This window comes from Pseudomonas sp. UMAB-40 (assembly GCF_900095275.1).
Lineage (GTDB): Bacteria > Pseudomonadota > Gammaproteobacteria > Pseudomonadales > Pseudomonadaceae > Aquipseudomonas > Aquipseudomonas mandelii_B.
Genome location: NZ_LT607552.1, coordinates 166,483 through 190,422, shown reverse-complemented (window position 1 = coordinate 190,422; position 23,940 = coordinate 166,483). Strand labels below are relative to the sequence as shown.

The 23,940-nt window shown below is 60.6% G+C and carries 22 protein-coding genes; 10 read left to right on the top strand and 12 right to left on the bottom strand.

The features are described 5' to 3' along the window. Nucleotides 1–54 precede the first annotated feature (54 nt). The gene (gene nhaB, locus K0F88_RS03565) at nucleotides 55–1,557 is read left to right on the top strand and encodes a sodium/proton antiporter NhaB (RefSeq protein WP_094467362.1); all 1,503 of its coding nucleotides are present in this window, start codon (nucleotides 55–57) and stop codon (nucleotides 1,555–1,557) included. Nucleotides 1,558–1,662: 105 nt separating this feature from the next. On the opposite strand, the gene K0F88_RS03560 is transcribed toward nhaB, so the two are convergent. From K0F88_RS03560 to gnd, 3 genes are read right to left on the bottom strand one after another with little or no spacing between them, the layout of a single operon-like run. Continuing rightward, the gene (locus tag K0F88_RS03560) at nucleotides 1,663–2,493 is read right to left on the bottom strand and encodes an HAD family hydrolase (protein WP_219094023.1); all 831 of its coding nucleotides are present in this window, start codon (nucleotides 2,491–2,493) and stop codon (nucleotides 1,663–1,665) included. Beyond that, a complete protein-coding gene (gene zwf / locus K0F88_RS03555; RefSeq protein WP_219094021.1) occupies nucleotides 2,490–4,013 on the bottom strand; it encodes a glucose-6-phosphate dehydrogenase in 1,524 nt (507 codons plus the stop codon). The genes K0F88_RS03560 and zwf overlap by 4 nt, the downstream gene beginning before the upstream one ends. After that, entirely contained in the window at nucleotides 4,010–4,990 is a 981-nt protein-coding gene (gene gnd / locus K0F88_RS03550; RefSeq protein ID WP_219094019.1) for a phosphogluconate dehydrogenase (NAD(+)-dependent, decarboxylating), read from the bottom strand. The genes zwf and gnd overlap by 4 nt, the downstream gene beginning before the upstream one ends. Before the next feature lie 272 nt (nucleotides 4,991–5,262). Between gnd and K0F88_RS03545 the strand changes: the two genes are divergently transcribed. The 4 genes from K0F88_RS03545 to K0F88_RS03530 all read left to right on the top strand — a co-directional run bounded on the left by K0F88_RS03545 (nucleotide 5,263) and on the right by K0F88_RS03530 (nucleotide 10,103). Further along, a complete protein-coding gene (locus tag K0F88_RS03545) occupies nucleotides 5,263–5,445 on the top strand; it encodes a DUF6026 family protein (RefSeq protein ID WP_094467358.1) in 183 nt (60 codons plus the stop codon). A gap of 204 nt (nucleotides 5,446–5,649) precedes the next feature. Further along, a complete protein-coding gene (locus K0F88_RS03540) occupies nucleotides 5,650–7,395 on the top strand; it encodes a phosphoethanolamine transferase CptA (RefSeq protein ID WP_219094017.1) in 1,746 nt (581 codons plus the stop codon). A gap of 164 nt (nucleotides 7,396–7,559) precedes the next feature. Beyond that, on the top strand, nucleotides 7,560–9,797 hold the full coding sequence (locus K0F88_RS03535) for a TonB-dependent siderophore receptor (protein ID WP_094467356.1): 2,238 nt from the start codon (nucleotides 7,560–7,562) through the stop codon (nucleotides 9,795–9,797). A 96-nt stretch (nucleotides 9,798–9,893) separates the two neighbouring features. Continuing rightward, entirely contained in the window at nucleotides 9,894–10,103 is a 210-nt protein-coding gene (locus K0F88_RS03530; protein ID WP_094467355.1) for a hypothetical protein, read from the top strand. Between the two features lie 224 nt (nucleotides 10,104–10,327). Here K0F88_RS03530 and chrA read toward each other — a convergent pair whose 3' ends face one another. From chrA to K0F88_RS03500, 6 genes are all read right to left on the bottom strand, one after another. Beyond that, a complete protein-coding gene (gene chrA / locus K0F88_RS03525; protein WP_094467354.1) occupies nucleotides 10,328–11,536 on the bottom strand; it encodes a chromate efflux transporter in 1,209 nt (402 codons plus the stop codon). 6 nt (nucleotides 11,537–11,542) lie between these two features. Continuing rightward, nucleotides 11,543–12,034 (bottom strand): GNAT family N-acetyltransferase, encoded by a 492-nt coding sequence (locus K0F88_RS03520; RefSeq protein WP_219094014.1) that lies wholly within the window; start codon nucleotides 12,032–12,034, stop codon nucleotides 11,543–11,545. Nucleotides 12,035–12,136: 102 nt separating this feature from the next. Beyond that, entirely contained in the window at nucleotides 12,137–12,718 is a 582-nt protein-coding gene (locus K0F88_RS03515; RefSeq protein ID WP_094467352.1) for a DinB family protein, read from the bottom strand. A gap of 18 nt (nucleotides 12,719–12,736) precedes the next feature. Next, nucleotides 12,737–13,855 (bottom strand): cell division protein ZapE, encoded by a 1,119-nt coding sequence (gene zapE / locus K0F88_RS03510; protein WP_219094012.1) that lies wholly within the window; start codon nucleotides 13,853–13,855, stop codon nucleotides 12,737–12,739. Nucleotides 13,856–13,882: 27 nt separating this feature from the next. Continuing rightward, nucleotides 13,883–14,224, bottom strand: a complete 342-nt coding sequence (locus tag K0F88_RS03505; protein WP_094467350.1) for a nuclear transport factor 2 family protein — start codon at nucleotides 14,222–14,224, stop codon at nucleotides 13,883–13,885. 52 nt (nucleotides 14,225–14,276) lie between these two features. Then, nucleotides 14,277–14,993, bottom strand: coding sequence for a YafY family protein (locus K0F88_RS03500; RefSeq protein ID WP_219094010.1), 717 nt, complete (start codon nucleotides 14,991–14,993; stop codon nucleotides 14,277–14,279). 394 nt (nucleotides 14,994–15,387) lie between these two features. Here K0F88_RS03500 and K0F88_RS03495 point away from each other — a divergent pair, with 394 nt between their 5' ends. After that, nucleotides 15,388–16,440: an aldo/keto reductase gene (locus tag K0F88_RS03495; RefSeq protein WP_094467348.1), complete on the top strand. Its 1,053-nt coding sequence runs from the start codon at nucleotides 15,388–15,390 to the stop codon at nucleotides 16,438–16,440. Between the two features lie 116 nt (nucleotides 16,441–16,556). On the opposite strand, the gene speB is transcribed toward K0F88_RS03495, so the two are convergent. Beyond that, nucleotides 16,557–17,516, bottom strand: a complete 960-nt coding sequence (speB, locus tag K0F88_RS03490) for an agmatinase (RefSeq protein WP_094467347.1) — start codon at nucleotides 17,514–17,516, stop codon at nucleotides 16,557–16,559. 17 nt (nucleotides 17,517–17,533) lie between these two features. Beyond that, nucleotides 17,534–18,625, bottom strand: coding sequence for a polyamine ABC transporter substrate-binding protein (locus K0F88_RS03485; protein WP_094467346.1), 1,092 nt, complete (start codon nucleotides 18,623–18,625; stop codon nucleotides 17,534–17,536). Nucleotides 18,626–18,726: 101 nt separating this feature from the next. Here K0F88_RS03485 and K0F88_RS03480 point away from each other — a divergent pair, with 101 nt between their 5' ends. From K0F88_RS03480 to K0F88_RS03470, 3 genes are all read left to right on the top strand, one after another. Continuing rightward, nucleotides 18,727–19,620 carry a LysR family transcriptional regulator gene (locus tag K0F88_RS03480; protein ID WP_094467345.1) on the top strand — a complete coding sequence of 298 codons (894 nt, stop codon included), beginning with the start codon at nucleotides 18,727–18,729 and terminating at the stop codon, nucleotides 19,618–19,620. A gap of 216 nt (nucleotides 19,621–19,836) precedes the next feature. Continuing rightward, complete coding sequence (locus K0F88_RS03475; RefSeq protein WP_219094008.1) at nucleotides 19,837–21,309, top strand: nucleobase:cation symporter-2 family protein; 1,473 nt, start codon at nucleotides 19,837–19,839, stop codon at nucleotides 21,307–21,309. Between the two features lie 58 nt (nucleotides 21,310–21,367). Continuing rightward, nucleotides 21,368–21,841, top strand: a complete 474-nt coding sequence (locus K0F88_RS03470; RefSeq protein WP_219094006.1) for an LEA type 2 family protein — start codon at nucleotides 21,368–21,370, stop codon at nucleotides 21,839–21,841. A 177-nt stretch (nucleotides 21,842–22,018) separates the two neighbouring features. On the opposite strand, the gene K0F88_RS03465 is transcribed toward K0F88_RS03470, so the two are convergent. Next, nucleotides 22,019–22,942, bottom strand: a complete 924-nt coding sequence (locus K0F88_RS03465; protein WP_219094004.1) for a carbon-nitrogen hydrolase family protein — start codon at nucleotides 22,940–22,942, stop codon at nucleotides 22,019–22,021. An 85-nt stretch (nucleotides 22,943–23,027) separates the two neighbouring features. Between K0F88_RS03465 and K0F88_RS03460 the strand changes: the two genes are divergently transcribed. Further along, entirely contained in the window at nucleotides 23,028–23,936 is a 909-nt protein-coding gene (locus K0F88_RS03460) for a LysR family transcriptional regulator (RefSeq protein ID WP_219094002.1), read from the top strand. Nucleotides 23,937–23,940: the final 4 nt, after the last annotated feature.

Below are 23,940 nucleotides of genomic sequence, written 5' to 3'. Positions count from 1 at the left end.
ATCTTCCCTTCGGCTTACGGCAAGTTGCGCGCTTCTTAATACAAGGAGTAGCCGATGTCCGGTTCAATGGCCCAGGCTTTCGCGCACAACTTTCTAGGCCACTCCCCCCGCTGGTACAAGGCGAGCATTGTCGGTTTCCTGATTCTCAACGCCCTGGTGTTGTGGACGGTCGGTCCGGTGGCGGCCGGTTGGCTGCTGGTGCTGGAGTTCATCTTCACCCTGGCCATGGCGCTCAAATGTTATCCGCTGATGCCCGGCGGCTTGCTGCTGATTGAAGCGCTGCTGCTGAAAATGACCACACCCCAGGCACTCTATGACGAACTGGTGCACAACTTTCCGGTGATCCTGCTGCTGATGTTCATGGTGGCGGGCATCTACTTCATGAAAGACCTGCTGCTATTTCTGTTCTCGCGCCTGCTGCTGGGGGTTCGCTCCAAGGCCCTACTGGCCTTGATGTTCTGCTTTCTCTCGGCGTTCCTGTCGGCGTTCCTCGATGCCCTGACGGTGACGGCGGTGATCATCAGTGCCGCCGTAGGGTTTTATTCGGTGTATCACCGCGTCGCCTCGGGCAATGATCCGCGTCAGGACAGTGAGTTCAGTGACGACCAGCACCTGCCCACGCTGCACCACGACGACCTCGATCAGTTCCGTGCGTTCCTGCGCAGCCTGCTGATGCACGGCGCCGTGGGCACGGCATTGGGTGGCGTCTGCACGCTGGTCGGCGAACCGCAGAACCTGTTGATCGGCCATGAAATGGGCTGGCACTTCGCCGAGTTTTTCCTGAAGGTTGCCCCGGTGTCGCTGCCAGTGCTCGCAGCAGGCCTTGTAACCTGCGTGCTGTTGGAGAAACTGCGCTGGTTCGGTTACGGCACGCTGCTGCCGGACAACGTGCGCGTGGTGCTGGCAAACTATGCAGCCGAAGACAACGCTGAACGCACCTCGCGCCAACGCGCTGCCCTGATCGTTCAAGGGTTGGCGGCGCTGATTCTGATTGGTTGCCTGGCGTTTCACCTGGCTGAAGTCGGCCTGATCGGCTTGATGGTGATCGTGTTGATCACCGCCTTCACCGGCATCACCGACGAGCACCGCATCGGCAATGCGTTCAAGGACGCCATGCCGTTCACCGCGTTGCTGGTGGTGTTCTTCGCGGTGGTCGCGGTCATCCACGATCAGCAGCTGTTCACGCCGCTGATCCAGTGGGTGCTGGCGCTGCCGGCCGATCAGCAGCCGGGCATGTTGTTCATTGCCAACGGTTTGCTGTCGGCCATCAGCGATAACGTGTTTGTGGCGACCATTTACATCACCGAAGTGAAACAGGCATTCATCTCCGGCCACATGAGCCGCGAGCACTTTGAAACGCTGGCCATTGCGATCAATACCGGCACCAACCTGCCGAGCGTGGCGACACCTAATGGCCAGGCGGCGTTTCTGTTTTTGCTGACGTCGGCGATTGCGCCGCTGATTCGCCTGTCGTATGGGCGAATGGTGTGGATGGCGTTGCCGTACACGGTGGTGATGGGTGTGCTGGGTTGGTACGCCGTGAGTTATTGGCTGTAACCGTAGCCAATGTGGGAGCGAGCTTGCTCGCGATGAGGCCGTGTCAGTCAATATTGATGTTGAATGACACACCGCTATCGCGAGCAAGCTCGCTCCCACAGGGGTTCAGGTGAACTGGCGAGGGAGGATGTATTGCTCGATCGCCTGGGCCGCGCCGTCTTCGGTATTGGCACCTGTCACCACGTCGGCCTGGCGCTTCACCGCTTCTTCCGCCTGCCCCATGGCAATCGACAAGCCGGCGCGATGAAACATCGCGGGGTCATTGCCACCATCGCCCATCGCGGCAGTCTGCTCCAGCGGTACGCCGAGAAACTCCGCCAGTGTCGCCAATGCTGCGCCTTTATTGGCCTGCATCGCCGTCACGTCCAGATACACCGGTTGCGACCTCGAGACTTGTGCCTGGCCTTCAACTTTTGGCAGCAGCTGCGCTTCCAGCTCAATCAACAGTTGCGTGTTGTGGCTGGTGGCAACGATCTTGTCGACGCGCGTCAGATACGGCTCGAAACTCTCGACCACCACCGGCGGATAGCCGAGGCCGTGCTGCTCGCGCGGGACCATCGGCCCGTTCGGGTCCTTCAGCAACCAGTCACCGCCACTGAACACCCAGATTTCAACGTCCGGCTGATCAGCAAACAGCGCCAACGCCGTCAGCGCAGCGGTGGCCGGCAAATAATGCGCGACCAGCAAACTGCCATTCGGATGGACGATGGTGCCGCCATTGAACGCCGCCGTCGGCAGGTCGACACCGAGGGCTTCGATCTGCTGCAGCATGGCTTTCGGTGGACGCCCGGTGGCCAGGCTGAACAGCACGCCGGCCTCGCGTAACGAACGGACGGCCTCGATGGTGCGCTGACTGAGGCTGTGATCGGGCAGTAGCAACGTGCCGTCCATGTCGCTCAATAGAAAACGGATGGGTTGTGGCGTGACGTCACTCATCCGAGGCTGTGCCAGACGCGACCGTCACGGGCCAGGAGTTCATCAGCGGCCTGCGGGCCGTTCTCGCCCGCAGGATAGCGCTGCACGCTTGCGTCCTGCTGCCAGGCATCAAGGAATGGCTGCACGGCGCGCCAGCCGTTCTCGATGTTGTCGGCGCGCTGGAACAGCGTCTGATCGCCGGTCAGGCAGTCGTAGATCAGCGTTTCGTAGCCGGTGGACGGCTGCATTTCGAAGAAATCCTTGTAGGCAAAACCCAATTCGATGTTGGCCATTTTCAGGGCCGGCCCGGGCCGCTTGGCCAACAGGTCGAACCACATGCCTTCGTTGGGCTGAATCTGGATCCGCAGGTAGGTCGGTTGCAGCTCATCGACCTCGGTATCGCGGAACTGCGCGTAGGGCGCAGGCTTGAAGCAGATGACGATCTCGGTGTCACGCACGCTCATACGTTTGCCGGTGCGCAGGTAGAACGGCACGCCGACCCAACGCCAGTTGTCGATCATGACTTTGAGCGCGACGTAGGTTTCGGTGTTGCTGTCGGGCGCGACGTTGGCTTCCTCGCGATAACCGGCCAGGGGTTTGCCATCGGGTTCGCCGGCCGTGTATTGGCCACGCACCGAATTGGCCCGCGCCTCTTCCGTGGTCCACGGGCGTATCGCGCCGACCACTTTGGCTTTCTCGCCACGAACCGCATCGGCGCCAAAGGCTGCCGGCGGTTCCATCGCCACCATCGCCAGCAACTGGAACAGGTGATTGGGCACCATGTCCCGCAGGGCGCCGGTGTGTTCGTAAAAACTGCCACGGGTTTCCACGCCGACAGTTTCGGCGGCGGTGATCTGCACGTGGTCGATGTAATGGTTGTTCCAGAACGCTTCGAACAGGCTGTTGGAGAACCGGCTGATCAGAATGTTCTGCACGGTTTCCTTGCCCAGGTAGTGATCGATCCGGTAGATCTGGTTTTCCGACATGACCTTGAGCAAGCATGCGTTCAACGCTTCAGCGGTGTGCAGATCGGAGCCAAACGGCTTTTCGATCACCACCCTTCTGAAGGCTTCGGGCGTCTCTTGCAGCAAGCCGGCGGCGCCGAGGCGGCGCACCACTTCACTGATGAAACGTGGCGCGGTGGCCAGGTAAAACACCGCGTTGCCCGTGCCGCTGGCGGCGATTTTCGCCGCCAGCGCTTGATACGTGCTGTCGTCCAGGAAGTCGCCCTGGACGTAGCTGATGCCTTTGGCCAGTTTGGCCCACAGCGCCGGGTCAAGGGCTTCATCGCCCTTGCCGACTTTGGTGGCCGCTTCGGTGCGGATGAAATCTTCGAGCTTCTGCGCAAAGGCTTCGTCAGTGATGGCGTTGTGGTCAACGCCGATGATCCGCAGTCCATCGCCTAGCAGACCGTCGCGACTCAGGTTGTACAGCGCCGGCATCAGCAAGCGCTTGACCAGGTCACCATGGGCACCGAACAGAAACAGCGTGGTCGGTGGTGCGGGTTCTGCCTTGGATTTATTGCGGATCAGACGGGTCATTTTTTCGAGGTCTCCACATGGCCGCCGAAGCCGAAGCGTTGGGCCGAGAGAATTTTATCGCCAAAGGTGCCTTGGCCGCGCGAACGGTAGCGCGAGAACAGCGAGTTCGACAGCACCGGTACAGGCACCGATTGCTCCATGGCGGCTTCGATGGTCCAGCGGCCTTCACCGCTGTCAGCCACTGCACCTTCGTACCCATCGAGTTTCGGATCGCTGGCCAGTGCGTCGGCGGTCAGGTCGAGCAACCACGACGACACGACGCTGCCACGGCGCCAGACTTCGGCGATGTCGGCCACGTTCAGGTCAAAACGCTGATCTTCCGGCAAGTTGGTGCTGGCCTTGGTCTTGAGGATGTCGAAGCCTTCGGCAAAGGCCTGCATCATTCCGTACTCGATGCCGTTGTGGATCATCTTCACGAAATGGCCAGAGCCTGCAGGGCCGGCGTGGATGTAACCGCGCTCGGCGCGATCATCTTCCGACTTGCGGTCCTTGGTGCGCGGGATGTCGCCCATGCCAGGGGCCAGGCTGTCGAACAGTGGATCAAGGCGCTTCACCACCTCGGCTTCGCCACCGATCATCATGCAGTACCCGCGTTCCAGACCCCAGACGCCGCCGGATGTACCGACGTCGATGTAGTGAAGGCCTTTTTCCGACAGGGTTTTCGCCCGGCGGATGTCGTCCTTATAGAAGGTGTTGCCGCCGTCGATGATGGTGTCGCCGGCTTCGAGCAAGGTGCTCAGGGAGTCGATAGTGTCTTCGGTCGGCGCGCCGGCCGGCAGCATGACCCACACCGCACGTGGCTTGGCCAGGCCTGCGACCAGCGCCGGCAAGTCGATGACGCCGTTGGCGCCTTCTGCGGCCAGGGTGTCGACGAAGGCGGTATTGCGGTCGTAAACAACGGTGGTATGCCCGTTGAGCATCAGGCGACGCGCAATATTTCCGCCCATGCGGCCCAGTCCAATAATCCCGAGTTGCATGTGCTGATGCTCCCTACTACAAATAATGTGTGTCAAAGGTTATAGCCCAACGCGACTAATGTGGGTTAGTCCAGAGCGTTGGCGTGAAGTTTCCGGGCATTGTGCCCGATCCTGACTGATAACGTCAGAAATCGAACTCAAGACACAACGACCATGAAAAATAAAAAAGTTCCCTTCGGGGGCAAAAGAAATCAAAATTGGCGCCGATAGTAATTCAGCACCCGATGTCGGGGCGGTTTTACAGTTGATGCACGCCATTTGCGAGGTGAGCAATGGGCACAGTACAAGCAGCACGGCCAGCACAAACCCTTTACGTCACGATCCGTCGTGATGAATTGCGCCAGTTGAAAGAAGAGCGCGACCTGTTGAAGCAGGAGCTCGCGCAGCTGCGCTTACTCACACAAAGCTCTTCGGCTCAACCCTTGCCTGTCACTTCGCGCGCGCCACACGCCTGATCTCCACGCTTGATTCGGAAACAGCCCTCTGCTGTTTCCGACACCGCTTCTCCGCCTTGCCGTTTGCGGCAACTCACAAAGTTTTCACATCGAAGTGTTGATAATCAAGGTCATTATGGCCGCTCGGTATCCGCGCGGCTTCCGTTCGTCGGCAACATGGAAGGCTCCCGACGGGTCGACGTGATTTCCTTGCTGGAGCGCTGAATGACGGTGTTTAAACGCAGCACTACGACTGCGAAAGGTTTCGATTGGGCAGGGTTTCTCTGGTTGTTCCTGTTCTTCTGGTATTTTTCCGGCATTACCCAACTGCTGATCCAACTGACGGGCACCTCGGGCTTCAGCGGGTTCCGCCAGGCCTTTGTGATGAGCGCTATCTGGCTCGCGCCGATGCTGCTGTTCCCTAGACAGACACGCGTCATGGCCGCATTGATCGGCGTGGTGTTGTGGGCCTGCTCGATGGCCAGCCTCGGCTACTTCTTCATCTATCAGCAGGAATTTTCCCAGAGCGTCATCTTCATCATGTTCGAATCGAACATCAGTGAAGCGGGCGAGTACATGACCCAGTATTTCGCCTGGTGGATGGTGGCGGCGTTCCTCGCCCACACGCTGTTCTCGTATTTCCTGTGGACTCGCTTGCGCCCGGTGTACATGCCCCGCGGGCGGGCGCTGGTGGCTGCGACGGCCATTTTGGTGGCCGTGGTCGGCTACCCGCTGATCAAGCAAACCGCGCGCACCGGCAGCCTGGCCGGTGGCTTCGAGAAATTCGAAACCCGTATCGAGCCGGCGGTGCCCTGGCAGATGGCCGTGGCGTATCACCGCTACCTCGACACCCTGGCCGGCATGCAAGACATGCTCGACAGCGCGAGCAAGATCCCACCGCTCAAGAACCTCAAGGACACAATGGCCAACCAGCCAGCGACCCTGGTGCTGGTGATCGGCGAGTCCACCAACCGTCAGCGCATGAGCCTCTACGGCTACCCGCGTGAAACCACCCCGGAACTGGACAAGCTCAAGGATCAGATGGCGGTCTTCGACAACGTCATCACCCCGCGCCCTTACACCATCGAGGCGTTGCAGCAGGTACTGACGTTCGCCGACGAAGAAAACCCGGACCTTTACCTGTCCACGCCGTCCCTGGTCAGCATGATGAAACAGGCGGGGTACAAGACCTTCTGGATCACCAACCAGCAAACCATGACCAAGCGCAACACCATGCTCACCACGTTCTCCGAACAGGCCGACGAGCAGGTGTACCTGAACAACAACCGCAACCAGAACGCCGCGCAGTACGATGGCGACGTCATCGCACCGTTCAACAAAGCCCTGGCAGACGCCGCGCCGCGCAAGCTGATCGTGGTGCATTTGCTCGGTACGCACATGAGCTATCAGTACCGGTACCCGCCAAGCTTCAACAAGTTCACCGATCGCAAAGGGGTGCCGGACGGCGTGCGGGACGATCAGGTGCCGACGTACAACAGCTATGACAACGCCGTGCTGTACAACGACTTCGTGGTGTCGAGCCTGATCAAGGACTACGCCAAGTCCGATCCGAACGGCTTTCTGATGTACCTCTCGGACCACGGCGAAGACGTCTTCGACTCCGCGGGCCACAGCACGCTGGGGCGCAATGAAGCCAAACCGACGGCGCCGATGTACACCATTCCATTCATGGCCTGGGCTTCGCCGAAATGGCGTGAAACCCACGACTGGAGTTTTGCCGGTGACCTGGGGCGTCCTTACAGCAGTTCGCAGCTGATCCACACCTGGGCCGACCTGGCGGGTCTGAGTTTCGATGAACTGGACCGCAGCAAAAGCCTGGTCAGCGACAGCTTCAAACCGCGTCCGTTGATGATCGGCAACCCGTATGAGCGTCAGACTCGTCCGTTGATCGACTTCAGCCTGATGAAACCGAAAAGCACGCCGGCCGATCCGACAGTCGCGCATAAGTAATTCTGTCAGGGGCCGGTTCCGGCCCCTTTTGCTGCGTCATTCCCCTGTTTTGTCTCCGTCACATCTTAAAATGACAATAATTCTCGTTTATACCTAAATCCCCTCTCCCCCCTTCGTCTTTGAACAAACGGAATTTTTCCCTCGAAGACAAGGAGTCGGCTGCGATGTTCGCGCCTATCACCCGTTCCATGACCTTTACCCTGGGCTTGTGCAGTGCTGCCCTGAGCCCCGATCTATTGGCTGAATCCACCCCAGATCCAGCGCCAAGCCGCACCCTTGAACTGGGCGCCACCCATGTGACCGCCCAAGGATTGGGCAGCACCACCGAAAACACCGAGTCCTACACCACTGGCGCCATGAGCACCGCGACGCGGCTCAACCTGTCGATCAAGGAAACGCCACAATCGGTGTCCGTGGTCACACGTCAACAAATGGACGACTTCAAACTCGGCACGCTCTCCGAAGCCATGAGCCAGACCACCGGCGTGGTGGTTCAGCACAACGATTCGGACCGTGTCAGCTATTCGTCCCGCGGTTACTCGATCAACAATTTCCAGATCGACGGGATGCTCAACACCTTCAGCTACATGAAGTCCGATTCCGACACCATCATCTACGACCGCATCGAAGTGGTTCGCGGCGCGACCGGCCTGACCACGGGCGCCGGCGACCCTTCTGCGACGATCAACATGGTGCGCAAACGGCCGACTGCACAATGGGAAGCCCAGACCGGTGTCAGCGGCGGCAGCTATGACGATTACTACAGTTACGTCGATGTCGGCGGACCGCTGGCCTTCGACGGCCGCCTGCGCGGTCGCGGTGTGCTGGCTTATCGCGACAGCGGTTCCTACCGAGACAAGTACGCGTTGCAACGGGAAGTCGGCTACGGGATTCTCGAAGCCGACCTGACCGACGACACCGTGCTGGCCGTGGGATACGACTACCAAGACAAACAGGTGCAAGGCACCTCATGGGGCACCGTGCCCTACTGGAATGCTGACGGCAGCAAAGCCAACCTCGGACGCTCCACCAACATGGCCACGCCGTGGAGTTCGTGGCCGCTGAAGGACAAGACCGCGTTTGCCACGCTGGACCAGCAACTGGGCGCCGGTTGGCACCTCAAGGCCGCCTACACCCACCGCGAGAGTGACACCGACGGCAAGATTTACTACGGCGGTGGCGGCTTCCCCGAGGCGGACCGCAGCGGCATGTTCGCCAACGTCAGCCACATGGTCGGCACGCAAAAAATGAAGGCCTATGACTTCAACGTGTCCGGACCTTATTCGCTGTTCGGGCGTGAGCACGAAATGATGATCGGCTATGGCGAAGCCGAACGCAGCGAAGACAACCCTTACACGGTAGACGGCCCACGGTCGCCGGATTACGAGAAAGTCCCCGACTGGAAGTACATGGGCGGCATTCCAAAATTTCCGGACACCGTCACCGGCCTGAAAGGCTCCGATGAAAGCACCCGGCAAAAGGCTGGTTACCTGGCCACGCGCCTGACCCTGACCGACGACCTGCACGCGGTACTCGGCAGTCGTTATGGCAGCTGGAAAATGTCTAAAAAGGCCAATAGTTACGATGGAAATCTGCAACTGACCGCTGTCGAGGACACGAGCCAGGAGCACAACGACATGTGGACGCCCTACGCCGGGGTGCTCTACGACATCACGCCCGAATACACGGCCTACGTCAGCTACACCGACATTTTCAAGCCGCAAGAGGACCGCGACAGCAATCACAAATACCTCGAACCGGTGGTTGGCAGCAACTATGAAGTCGGACTCAAGGGCAGTCTGCTGGAAGAGCGACTCAACCTCGCCACCGCGGTGTTCTGGAGCAAGCAGGATAACGTCGCCGAACTCGACGACTCAGTGCCGCCGGACCCGGTCACCGGTGAGGAATTTTTCAAATCGGGCGGCAAAGGCAACAAGGTCCAGGGTTTCGAAGCCGAGGTCTCAGGTGAAGTGATGGCCGGCTGGAACATGACGGCCGGCTACACCTACACCCACTCGGCCAATGGCCAGAAGCAGCGCAACAACACCAACCAGCCGTTGAACATGTTCCGCTTCTCCACGGCCTATCGCTTGCCCGGTGACTGGCAGGCACTGACCGTGGGCGGCGCGGTGAACTGGCAAAGCGATGTCTACCGCGCCGCCAGACGCCCGGTCGGCCGTGGCGCCGATGGCGAGATCATCACCGCCAGCACCAACATCCGTCAGGAGGCATACACCGTGGTCAAGCTGATGTCGCGTTACGAGTTCGACAAGCACCTGTCGGCGTCGCTGAACGTCGATAACCTGTTCGACAAGAAGTATTACGACAACGTCGGCTTCTACAACGGCGTTTATTGGGGCGACCCGCGCACAGTCACCTTGAGCCTGGACTGGAAGCTCTGACGCAGTAATTCCCAAATAACGGAATCGGCGGATAATGGCCCGGCAACATTGCTTCATGGATGGAAGGCACCCGATATCCGTAGTGGGAGGCAAACCATGAAACGTACCGCGTTGATCCTCGCCAGTCTGATGATGTTCGGTTCGACCGCTGCCTTTGCCGAAGGCGGCGCCGAGCGCATGAGGTATTACTTCGAAACCCTGCATCTCAAACAACAGCAGGCTAACGGCATCGAAACCAGGACTATTGAACTGAGGGTTCCGAACGATCAAACCGCACAAGTGACCGAAACCTATCGGCCGAAATAAACGACGGCAAACGGGCGTCCTGATGGACTAATTGCCGATCAGTTACGATGCAAAACCTGTGGGAGCGAGCTTGCTCGCGATAGCGGACTGGCAGTCGATACACCTGCTGAATGTTAAACCGCTATCGCGAGCAAGCTCGCTCCCACAAGGATTGCGGCGCTCAATACCAAAACTGATCGCATTAGTCCTGATGGACGCCCTTTTTTATGCCTGTTCGGAAGGTCTCACGCGCCGAGCAACACACCGCAAATCCCGCCCAGCAGCACCAGCAACCACGGCGGGCATCGCCAGAACAGCAACGCCATCAACGCCAGGACCGCCAACAGCACATCCAGCGGACTGAGGATCGAAGTGGTCCACAATGGCTGATACAACGCAGCCAGCAACAACCCGACCACCCCCGCATTCACCCCGGCCAGCGCCGCTTGCACTCGGTCATTACCGCGCAAGCGCTGCCAGAACGGCAGGACACCGATCACCAACAGCAGCGACGGCAGGAAAATCGCCAGGACGCCCACCAGCGCACCACTCCAGCCACTGATGGACGCGCCGAGAAAAGCCGCGAACGTGAACAACGGCCCCGGCATCGCTTGCGCGGCGGCGTAACCGGCAAGAAACACGTCATTGCTCAGCAATCCCGTGCTCACCACCTGGCTTTGCAACAACGGCAACACAACGTGGCCACCGCCGAACACCAGCGCCCCCGTGCGGTAGAAGCTGTCGAACAGGCTGGTCAGCGAGTCCGGCCAGTGATGCGCGATGAGCGGCAAACCCAGCAACAGCGCCACGAACATTCCAATCGCCAGCCAGCTTGCCCGTCGACTGACCCGAATCGACAGGCCCTCCCTTTGCGCAGCATTTGTGTTGTGCAGCAACGCCAGGCCGATCACCGCCGCCACGGCCATCACCGTCAACTGCCCGCCAGTCGATGACCAGAGCAACACCCCGGCAGTCGCCACCAGCATGATGCCCACTTGCACCGGACCTCGGCATAACGTGCGGGCCATGCCCCACACGGCCTGGGCAACCACGGCGACGGCGACAATTTTCAGCCCGTGAATCAAACCGGGCGGCAACGCCCAGCCTCCGTGGGTGATGCCGAATGCCAGCAGCGAAAGGATCAGCGCCGAGGGCAAGGTAAACCCTGCCCACGCCGCCAATGCCCCCGAATAGCCGGCGCGGGACAAACCCAGCGCCATGCCCACCTGACTGCTCGCCGGGCCCGGCAAAAACTGGCACAGGGCAATCAATTCGGCGTAAGCGGCTTCGCTCAACCAGCGCCGACGCGCCACAAACTCGTCACGAAAATAGCCCAGATGGGCGACAGGACCGCCAAACGAGGTCAGCCCCAGGCGCAGGAAGATCAGGAAAATCACCCACGGTTTGTCTGTTGTCACGGGTGCCCTGCCCTGCGCGTCACCGAGGCTGTTCATGTGGCGTTAAAGGTCCTTGGTCCAGAACAGCATTTGGCCATGAGCCGGGTCGAACATGCCGGGGGCAAATCCGAACTTGCCATAAGACGCCTGCGCGACGGCATTGCCTTCGAGGACTTCCAGGGTGATCTTGCAGCAGCCGCGTTGCCGGGCTATGTCTTCTACCTTTTGCAGCATTTTCTGACTCAACCCCAGGCCGCGAAACTTCGGCATCACCGCCACATCGTGCACGTTGACCAGCGGCCGACAGGCAAACGTCGAGAAACCTTCAAAGCAATTGACCAGCCCGGCCGGCGCGCCACCGACAAACGCCAATACGCTGAACGCATGAGGACGCTTGGCCAGTTCCGCCGGCAGTTGACGCAGGATGTCTTCGGGCAATGGCTGCCCGCCGCCCATCGGGTCTTCGGCGTAGGCATTGAGCACCACACCGATCGCCTCGGCATGCAACGTGTTGGTATAGCTGGCCTGAAGCACCAGAATTTCTGCGGATTCCATTCCCATCGTCAACGTCCCATCAAGTTGTCCCTGCGCGTCGCTCGCGCCGGGAGGTCGACGGACATTATCGCGAGGCGCAATCGGCGACAACCCGAACCTGCCTCAAACGCCCCAGATCAGCGTTTCGGTCCAGCCCAATTCGGCAAAATCCTCGGCCCTCAGCTGCGATTCACCGGCGCAGAAAAACTCGTCCAGTTGCGGCGGTTTGACTGAGGTGTCGCTGAGCATGGCGTGAACCTGACCGCGATGATGAAGCTGGTGCTCGAACAGGTGCGACAGCAGGCGCAAACGGCTGTCATGTTGCGGCGTGTCCCGGGCAATGGTCACGATTCGCTCCAGGTCGGCGTCGCGCAATTGTTCGCAGTAGGCGATCAGGCGACGATCGACATGCGCTTGTTCACGTTGCAGCTCGACGGCCGCCGCGAACGGTTCGTCCTCGGTGAAAAACACATAACAATCAGGATGCGGATCGTCCCCGCGCAACTCCCGCTCCAGCGCATCCACGTAAAACCAGTCGCACGTCAGGATGTGGTTGAGGGTGGCAATGAGGCTGGGGAAGAAGCTCACTCGCGGTGCCGCCAGTTCCGCCGGGCTCAGCTGATTCCAGGCTTTGGCGAGTCGATAATTCGCCCAGGCATTCTGATACGCCATGGTCAGCAAATGATGAGACAGAGGCTGATTCATATTCGCGGCTCCCAGCCATCAGGCTTCGGCGAAACGTTGCAGCTGCATTTCCTGTAAACGGCTTAAGGTGCGGCGGAACGGGAATTCCAGATAACCCTCGGTGTACAACGCCGCCATCGGCACCTGCGCTTCGAGGTACAGCGGCACCTTGCGGTCGTAGCACTCGTCCACCAGAGCAATGAAACGCCGGACACCGTCGTCATGCACCGACAATTGCGGCAGCTCGCGATCACCGGCCACTACCCGCTCGGCACCGTCTTCCGTGCCTCGGGCGATGCGTCCTTCGCGTTTCTGTGCGCTCAGATTTGGCACTTCACTCAACAGAATAGCGCTGAACGTGTCGCACAGCGCCATGAAGTCCATGGCGGCGAACGGTTGTTCGCACAGGTCGGCGTAACGGCACCAGAGCACCGTCGAACTGGCCTGCACCACGTTAATCGAGCGGTAACCGACCGTGATCGGATCGCTGGACGTGGGCTGGCCTGCGGTCAACGCGTTGAACACGCCACCGAGCGCGCTGGGTTGCCCGGGCGCCGCCACCCAATACCGCTGCAGACCCGCGCCAGGATGCAGGCGATGGTCTTCGCCGCCATCCACCGCGATCACTTGCATGTGCTTTTTGATCGCCTCGATGGCGGGCACGAAACGGTCGCGGTTGAAGCCATCGGCGTACAGCTGGTCCGGCGGTTGATTGGAGGTACAGACCACCACCACGCCCTGCTCGAACATCACCTGAAACAAACGCCCGAGAATGATTGCATCACCGATGTCGTTGACGAACAACTCATCGAAACACAGCACCCGCACTTCTTCGCTCAGCTCACGGGCCAGCGCCTTCAACGGGTCGGCGGTGCCGGTCAGCTGGAACGAGCGCTGATGCACCCAACCCATGAAGTGGTGAAAGTGTTGGCGTCGGGCCGGGACCTTGAGGTTTTGGTAGAACTGGTCCATCAACCAGGTCTTGCCCCGCCCGACCGGCCCCCAAAGGTAAACACCGGTGATCGGCGTGCGCCCTTCATGCAGGGCTTCGTGGCATTTTTGCAGCGCCCACACGGCATGTTCCTGGGCTTCGTCCTGGACGAAGCCCTTCTGTTCGATGGCGTGTTGCCAGGCGCTTAGGGGAGAGTCGACATTCATGCGCGGCAGTATGCCATGCGCTAGGGTTTACAGAGAGATGTCCAGCCGGGCGATCTTGCCCTGCTCATTGAGGCGGAACATGTAGCGCAGTTCCAGCGGACTGCCGGGAAAGGTCCCGGAAATCAGGTTATGCACCAGGACTTTGCCGGTGCGCTGCTGAACGCCGAGCACTTCGACCCGGGGTTCATAACGTTGCGCGGTGTCTTGCATCCACTGGGCGATGGCTTGCGTGCCGATCCGGTGCTGGCCCTCATCGAACACGTTGGCGTCCTCGGCAAAAAAACTGCCGACCCGCGAGGTGTCGCGGGCATTGGCGGCGGCAATGTAGGCGGCGATGGCGGGCGCCAGTGAAGAGGCTGGATTGGACATGGGTGCGGCTCCTTGTTGATCGATTCTGGAGCCATGCTAGAACAGGTCTGTGTCAGTTCTTGTCAGGAGTGAAACGCCCGGCTTCATCCAGTTGCATGTGCTTGCGCCAGGTGCGCAGCAGATCGCTGCGCCGCCCCGGATAACGCTCGCCCTGCTCTTGAGCGGCCGAGATCCGGTCAGTGCGAAACGTGCGGTAGGCACTGCGCAATTCACACCAGGCGACAATGATCCGCACTTCATTGAGAAAGCCCAGCGCCAATGGCCAGATCAGTCGCTGACTGGGCACCTGTTGAGCGTCCGCATAATCGATGTTCAGCTTGGATTGATCGCGAATCGCCTGGCGAAACACGTTCAACGGCACGGCATTTTGCGGATATCCATAGCCGCGCGGGCCCGGCAGCACCGTCGGGTTGCGCAATGCATCCTGAGCTTCAGGGGCCAACACGGCGGCAATCTTCGCCAGGGCATCGGCCGCGGCTTTGCTCAAGACCTCGTCGCCACGCTGATCGACGTAACGCAATCCGAGCACGATGGCTTCGGTTTCGTCGGCATTGAGCATCAAAGGTGGCAGGAACAACCCGCTGCGCAACACGTAGCCGACCCCTGCTTCGCCGAAGATCGGTGCGCCCAGCGCCGTCAACTCGGCGATGTCGCGGTACAGCGTGCGTTCGGAAATCTGCAATTCCCCGGCGAGCGTCGCGGCCGTGGCCGGACGACTTTTACCCCGCAGCACTTGCAACAACGTGAGTAAACGAGTGGTACGCGACACGATCGGCAGGCTCTTTCCTGAAAAGTCGTCGGAGCTTAGCAGAGGCGGCTGTCAGAAATTGGCAGGAGCAAAGCACTGGCTGTCGTCATGCTGTGCGGACACTCCGGCACACCTTTGTGGCGAGGGCGCTTGCTCCCGCTGGGCTGCGTAGCGGTCCCAATATGTAACAACAATGAAGATTTTGTGAATGCTGCGCACTCAAGCGGGAGCAAGCTCCCTCGCCACAGGTAATGGCCCGACTGACCATGTCTAGAGTGAATAACAATGCCCCGGCGGTCGGCCCTTTTGCCCTGAATGAAAAAGCGTCTTGACGGGCCATATTACTCGCATCATATTAAATACATGTTGCTAGACATTTAAATTACCCCCGGCGTCGTTCTTCAGGAGTTACCTCATGCATTACAAAGTCTTCGGCCGCAAAACCGGCTTGCGGGTTTCGGAACTGGCGCTGGGCGCCGGTAATTTCGGCACCGGTTGGGGGCATGGCGCCGAGCGTGATGAAGCCAAGCGCATTTTCGACGGTTACCTGGAAGCCGGCGGCAACTTCATCGACACCGCCAACGGTTATCAGGCCGGCCAGTCGGAAGCCATGCTCAGCGAGTTCATCGCGCCTGAACGCGATCGCCTGGTCATCGCCACCAAATACACCATGGGCACCACGCCAGCCGCGGGCATTTCCCACACCGGCAACAGCCGCAAGAACATGGTTCGTGCCGTAGAGGAAAGCCTGAAACGACTCAACACCGATCACATCGACCTGTTCTGGGCGCACATCAGTGACGGCGTGACACCGATGGAAGAGATCCTGCGTGGCTTCGACGACCTGGTGCGTGCCGGCAAGATTCACTACGCCGGGCTGTCGAACTTCCCAGCGTGGCGCATCGCCCGTGCCGACGTATTGGCCGAAGTCCGTGGTTTTGCGCCGATTGCAGCGATTCAGGCCGAATACAGCCTGGCCGAACGCACCGCCGAACGTGAGTTGCTACCGATGGCCGAAGCATTGGGGCTGGCGGCTACGATCTGGTCGCCGTTAGGTGGCGGGTTTCTCACAGGCAAGTACCGCAGCAATGATGACAACAACCGCGCCGCCAAACTCGGCGTGCTGATCCACACCGAGAAAAGCGCCCACGAAACCGCCCTGCTCGACACCTTGCTCGCAGTGGCGGCGGAGCTTGAAGCTACGCCGACCCACGTGGCCATTGCCTGGCTGCGGGAAAAGGCCAAGCGCTCGACGACGGCGCTGATCCCGATTCTGGGCTCGCGCACTCGTGAGCAACTGGATGCAACATTGGGCGCGTTGACCGTGCAATTGAGCGCGGAGCAATTGTCGCGGCTTGATGGGGTCAGTGACGTGCCGAAGGGTGTGCCGCATGAAACGATTGCCGGTTCGGCGGCGCGGTATACCGGGGCTGAAACCCTCGACCTGCCAATCATTCCAGTGGCCTGACGCTGATCACAATGTGGGAGCGAGCCTGCTCGCGATGAGGTCATTACATTCAGCGATGATGTTGAATGTAAATCCGCTATCGCGAGCAGGCTCGCTCCTACATTTGGGATGGTGTTTTACCGGTCTATTTTGTGTCTGGCCGCATACAGGCACAGCATCTCCATCGCCAATGTCGCCGCTGCCAATGAGGTAATGTCCGCATGGTCGTAGGCCGGCGCGACTTCCACCACGTCCATCCCCACCAGATTGATCCCGCGTAACCCGCCGAGAATCTCCAGCGCCTGCACCGTACTCAAACCACCACACACCGGCGTTCCGGTGCCCGGTGCGAACGCCGGGTCGAGGCAATCGATGTCGAACGTCAGGTACACCGGGTTATCCCCCACTCGCGCACGAATCGCCTCGACAATCGCCTCACACCCTTGTCGATGTACTTGCCGCGCATCCAGTACCTGGAAGCCCTGGTGATCATCATTGGTGGTGCGCAAACCGATCTGCACCGAGCGCGACGGATCCACCAGGCCTTCCTTGGCCGCGTGCCAGAACATCGTCCCGTGGTCGACGCGCTTGCCCTCTTCGTCCGGCCAGGTGTCGCTGTGGGCGTCGAAGTGAATCAACGACAGCGGACCATGTTTGCGCGCATGGGCCTTGAGCAGCGGATAACTGATGAAGTGGTCACCGCCGAAGGTCAGCATCGCGCAACCGCCGTTCAGGATGTGCTCGGCGTGGGCTTCGATACTTTCCGGCACCGAGTGCGGCGAGCCGTAATCGAAGGCGCAATCACCGTAGTCAATGACCGCCAGATGATCGAACGGGTCAAACGTCCATGGCCAGTGACGTTCCCAGGCGATGCCGGTCGACGCGGCACGAATGCCACGCGGGCCGAATCGCGCACCGGGACGGTTACTGGTGGCAGTGTCGAACGGCACACCGCTGACCACCACGTCGACGCCGCGCAAATCACGGCTGTAGCGACGACGCATGAAACTGGTGATACCGGCGTAGGTACTTTCGGCGGCAGTACCAAAGAGGCTGTCGCGGGTCATGGCCTGATCGTTTTGCATCGGGACGTCCATGGATATCTCCTTGTTTTTTATTGGCGGCTACGGAAAGTGGTCCACAGGCGAGTGCGCGAGCGCATGTCCTTGAGGCTCATGCTGCGGTCGGCGTACAGCCGTTCGCGGGTGTCGGCCAGGGGGTAGATGTCCGGGTCGGTCCGCACGGCTTCGTCCACCAGCGGCGTCGCTGCCGCGTTGGCCGTGGCAAAGAACAGGGTGTTGGTCAGCGCCGCGACGGACTCGGGGCGCAGCATGAACTCGATGAACACCCGGGCCGCTTCGGGGTGCGGCGCGTCCTTGGGAATCGCCAGGTTGTCCTGCCAGACCAGCGTGCCTTCCTTCGGAATCCGGTAGGCCACTTCGAAGGGTTTGTTGGCCTTGCGCGCCTGGTCGGCGGCCATGCTGGCGTCGCCGTTGTAGGTCAAGGCGAGGCACACGCTGCCGTTGGCCAGATCACTGATCTGCCGTCCGGTGGCGACGTACAGCACATTGGGCTGCAGTTGATGCAACAACGCCTCGGCGGCGGTCAGATCTGCCTTGTCGGTGCTGTAGGGATCTTTACCGAGATAGTGCAACGCCAGGCCAATCACTTCCTGTGGCGAATCGAGAATCGCGATGCCGCAGTCCTTCAGCTTGCTGGCGTATTGCGGCTTGAACAGCAGGTCCAGGCTGTTGAGCGGCACATCCGGCAAGCGTTTTTGCACCGCCTCGACGTTCATCCCCAGCCCCAGCGTGCCCCAGGTATACGGCACGCCATAACGATTGCCGGGGTCGACGGCCGCCAGTTTTTCCAGAAGGTCCGGGTCAAGGTTGGCGTAGCCCTTGAGCCCTTCGTGAGGAATTTCCTTCAGCGCACCAGCCGCCAGACCACGGGCCAGCACGCTGGAGGACGGCACCACCACGTCATAGCCACTGCCGCCGGTGAGCAGTTTGGTTTCCAGCACTTCCGAGGAGTCGAACGTGTCGTAACGCACGTGAATGCCGGTTTCCTTTTCGAAACGCTGCAAAGTTTCAGGCGCCACGTAATCGGCCCAACTGTAGAGGTTGAGGGTTTTTTCCTCCGCCTGGGCCGACGTGGCCATGGCGATAAACAGCGCGGGTAAACACAGTTTGAATACGGGAGCCATGACGAACACCTGACCAGAGGAAGTGGTTGCAGCGTGCGCCCTCGGATACATTGGCGAAATATCAAGTTTGTTAACCTGACTTTATTGCGGAGTAATGTTTGATGCTCGGTCAACTCCACGACCTCGACCTGCAACTGCTGCGCTTGTTTGTCCGCGTGGTCGAGTGCGGCGGGTTCAGCGCGGCGCAAGGTGAGCTGGGTTTGAGCCAGTCGAGCATCAGCCAGCAAATGGCCAGACTCGAAACCCGGCTCGGCTATCGTTTGTGCAGTCGCGGCAAGGGTGGATTCCGCGTCACGCCCAAGGGCGAACAGCTGCTGAGCGCGACGCGTGGACTGTTTGAATCCATCGAAGCGTTCCGCCATCAATCCAATGGGGTGGCGGGTCGGTTGATCGGCGAAGTGCGCCTGGGCTTGTCCGAAGCCCTCGATCAATCGGTGCTGCAAAAAGTGGCCGATGCGATCCGGCGGTTTCGCGAGCGGGACGAATCGGTGCGCATCGAGTTGATGAGCGCCATGCCCGGCGAAATGGAACGCCTGCTGCTGCAACAACGACTGGATTTGGCGATCGGTTATTTCTCCCAGGTGCAAAGCGCGTTTGACTACCGCGAACTGTTCAGCGAAACCCAGCACCTGTACTGCGCCCCCGGGCATCCGTTGTACACCGACGATGCGCCGGACGATCTGGCATTGCAGGCGTGCGACCGGGTCGATCATCCCTATCGCTTTCTGCGCAGTGACGAGCCGTTTCAAGGCAAATTATGTTCAGCTCGGTCCGAGCAGGTCGAAGGCACCCTCGCCTTCATCCTGTCCGGCAAGCATGTGGGCTATTTGCCCGATCATTTCGCCCGTAGCTGGGAAGAAAAAGGCTTGCTGCGTGCTGTGCGCCGGGATGACCTGAGTTTTGATGTGGCATTTCACCTGGCGCGCCATCGTGCGCAGGTGCCGGGGGATGCGCAGAAAGCCTTTGAAGAAGACCTGCTCGCGGCGTTTGAATGAGCACGCACCGACCTGTGGCGAGAGAGCTTGCTGCCGTTGGGCCGCGAAGCGGACCTCAATTCGGCTGACGCGGTGTTGTGTCTGTCTTGCGACTGTTGCGCAGCCGTGCGGGAGCAAGCTGCCTCGCCACAGGTTCCGTGTGTATCGTTTGCCCTCCGTGCCCGCTGCTGGCATCCTGCGCCTCCATTTTTTGACCCGTCCCCTGGCGCTTTCCTCGTGACCTCATCCGAACACGCAAAACCCCAGCCCCGCTCCGATCTGATCTACGGCCTCAACGATCGTCCTCACCTCACCGCCACAGTCTTCGCCGCCCTGCAACATGTACTGGCGAGTTTTGTCGGCATCATCACGCCCACCCTGATCATGGGCGGGGCACTCGGTCTGCAAAGCGAAGTGCCGTACCTGATCAGCATGGCGCTGTTTGTCTCGGGCCTGGGCACCTTTGTTCAGGCGCGTCGGTTCGGCCCGATCGGTTCGGGCCTGTTGTGCTTGCAAGGCACCAGTTTCTCGTTCATCAGCGTGATCCTCAGCGCCGGGTTCATGGTCAAGGCCCGGGGTGGCGGCACCGATGAAATCCTCTCGACGATCTTCGGCGTGTGCTTTTTCGCGGCGTTTATCGAAGTGGTGTTGAGCCAGTTCATCGGCAAGCTGCGGATGCTGATCACACCCGTGGTGACCGGCACCATCATTACCCTGATGGGCCTTTCGCTGATCAAGGTCGCGATGACCGACATCGCCGGCGGCTTCGGCGCAGCGGACCTGGGCGCGGCCAGTCATCTGACGTTGGCGGCGTTGGTACTCGGCACGATCGTGGTGCTGAACCGGGTCGATGTGCCCTTTCTGCGCCTGGGGGCGATTGTCATTGGCCTGACGCTGGGTTACGTCGTGGCCTGGCTGATGGGCGACGTCAATTTCGCCAGCCTGCCCGACGTGCCGCTGATGAGCGTGCCGGTGCCGTTCAAGTACGGCTTCAATTTCGATTGGGTGGCGTTTGTGCCGGTGGCGGTGATTTTCCTGGTGTCGCCGCTGGAAGCCGCCGGTGACCTGACCGCCAACTCGATGATTTCCCGGCAGCCGGTCAAGGGGCCGATCTACATCCGCCGGATCAAGTCCGGCCTGCTGGCTGACGGCCTGAACTCGGCCATGGCGGCGGTGTTCAACAGCATGCCGATGGTGACCTTCGCGCAAAACAACGGCGTGATCCAACTCACCGGCGTGGCCAGCCGTTACGTGGCATTCTTCATCGCCGGCCTGCTGGTGTTGCTGGGGCTGTTCCCGATGATCGGCGCGGTGCTGCAATTGATGCCCAAACCGGTGCTCGGCGGCGCTGAGCTGGTGATGTTCGGCACCGTGGCGGTGGCCGGCATCAAGATCCTCGCCGAAGCCGGCCTGCATCGGCGCAACATGCTGATCGTGGCGATTTCCATCGGCATGGGGCTGGGTGTCGCGGCGGTGCCAGAAGTGTTGCGCGAGTTGCCGAAGGCGCTGCACAACATCTTCGAATCGCCGATCACCGTCGGGGCGTTGTGCGCTATCGTGCTGAACATCTTCCTGCCCGAGGAGTTCATCGAGCTGGAAGAGGATGATTTCGACCCGGAAGCTTCGATCTTGCAGGTCATGGAAAACCCCGATGTCCCGGCCAAGGGTGAACCCGCACGACCTGCGGCGGTCGCACAGTTGAATCGCTAGAAAGGCTCGAGGGCTGAGCCGGTGGCGGTTCAGCCCTATTCTTTATGAGAGCGTCTACATGCGCAGCGTCCACGCCGTCATCCTTTCCCTGCTGTTGCTCTCCCTGAGCGCCTGCGCCCTCTTCCCCCATCGCGATCCGTTAAACATCAACGTGGTCGGCATCGAGCCGCTGCAAAGCCAGGACATGGAAGTGCGCTTTGCCGTGAAAATCCGCGTGCAGAACCCCAACGAAACGCCGATCGACTACGACGGCGTGGCGCTGGACCTGGAAGTGAATGGCCAGCCGCTGGCGTCTGGCGTCAGCGATCAGTCGGGCTCGATTGCACGCTTTTCCGAAACCGTACTGACCGTGCCGGTGAGCGTCTCGGCGTTCTCGGTGTTACGCCAGACGTTGGGGCTGAGCCAGACACAAACGCTGAATAATCTTCCCTACGTATTACGCGGCAAACTGGCGGGCGGCTTGTTCGGCACGATGCGATTTGTGGACACCGGAAAACTGAGCTTGCCGGGGGCGACCGCCGGAACGCGGTAATACCGAAGGACCAGCAACGCTGAAGATCCCATTGTGGGAGCGAGCTCGCTCGCGATAGCGATGTGTCCAGCGACATCAATGTGGGATGTGCCGGCCTCATCGCGAGCAAGCTCGCTCCCACAGGGTTCCTGGCCGGCCGGGAGATTTGTGATCGACCCCATCGCTCCCGCAGGAGGGTCATGAGGTGAAGCGAACACCCGGTTTAGGCCGTTCATCGACGGTCAACTCGAACACATCGGGGCGCGCGTAGTGACCGACGACATCGAAGTCATACCGCGCGCGGACCAAATCGTCAGTGTCGATTTCAGCGGTGAGCAACCCGGCCTCGTTACGCAGCGGCCCCGCCAGAATGTCTCCCATAGGCCCGACAATCACGCTGCCGCCCGCAATCAGCGGTCGATCCGCCGGCCAGTTGGCAATCTCCACGCCCAAGGCTTGCGGTGAGTCCTGAACCTGACATGCACTGACCACGAAGCAGCGGCCTTCATGGGCGATGTGGCGCATGCTGACCTGCCACATCTCGCGCTCATCCACGGTCGGCGCGCACCAGACCTCGATGCCTTTGGCGTACATCGCAGTGCGCAGCAGCGGCATCATGTTTTCCCAGCACACCACCGCGCCGATTCGCCCGACCTGGCTGTCGATCACCGGCAACGTCGAGCCATCCCCCTTGCCCCAGATCAATCGCTCGGTGCCCGTGGGCATCAGTTTGCGGTGCTTGGCGACCAGCCCGGCCTGCGGATCGAAATACAGCGCCGTGCAATGCAACGTGCTGCCAGCACGCTCGATCACGCCGATTACCAGGTTGGCCCCGGTGCGCGCTGACAGCCCGGCCAGGGCGTCGGTTTCGGCCCCGGGCACGTCGATGGCGTTGGCAAAATAGCGGGCAAACGCTTCGCGACCTTCCGGCAAACGGTAGCCCAGTTGCGTGCCAAAGCCCTCGCCTTTGGGGTAACCACCGAGCAACGCTTCGGGCATGACCACCAGCGCGGCGCCGGATTCGATAATTGCGTTTTCCCAGGCAAGGATCTGTTCAAGGGTCTCGGCCTTGCCGCCGGGCAAGGCGCCGATTTGCAACGCTGCAACAATGGACTTGGGCATGACGGTCACTCCGAAAGCATTGAGGTGTTGCCCATTCTCCTGCGCCACGGGATCATGAATAAAGCCCGACTCACTGCTGAATGATATGAACCAAATGAATATCGCCACCGTTGACCTCAACCTGCTCAAAGTTTTCGAAGCGCTGCATGAAGAGTCCAGCGCCAGCCGTGCGGCGTTGCGCCTGGGCGTGACGCAATCGGCCGTCAGCTCGGCGCTGCGGCGGCTACGCGAGTTGTATGGCGATCAATTGTTCGTGCGCACCGGCCGTGGCCTGGCGCCGACGCTCAAGGCCAATCAGTTGAAACCGGTAGTGAGCGATGCGCTGAACAAATGCCGTCAGAGCCTGGCGATGGTCGATCCGGCGGCCAATCATTACGACGGGCGTTCGGTCACGGTAGGGTTGTCGGATGATTTCGAGGTGGCCTACGGACGGCGATTGATCGAGACGATTGCGCGCAGTGCACCGAAGTTGCGCCTGATCTTTCGGCAAACCCACAGCCAGATCGTCGCCCAGGCGTTGATGGAGCGCAGCATTGATCTGGCAATCACGGCGGGCGGGTTCAGCGAGCGATTGCTCAGTCGTCAGGTGCTGGGTGAAGGCGGTTATCTGTGCCTGGTGGACCCACTCAGCCTGGCCCCGGGGCAACAGAGCCTCACGCTTGAGGAGTTCGTCGCCCGCGAGCACATTCTGGTGTCGTCCGGTGGCTTTATCGGGATCACCGATGAGGGGTTGGCGGCGCTGGGGCTGAGTCGGCGGGTGTGCGCCTCGACCACCCACTTTGCGGCGTTGCCGCACTTGCTCAAGGGCAGCCAGGCGGTGGCGACCATTCCGGCCCACGCCGCTCAAAGCATCGCGGCGCTCTGCGGCCTGGCGCTGCTGCCCTGCCCTTTGGCGTTACCGCGCTACCCGATCGAACTCGGCTGGCGCACCAACACGCAGCTCGATCCGGTGGTATTAAAAGTGCGCGAGGCCATTGTCGCAAGTTTTGCCTGAGGCG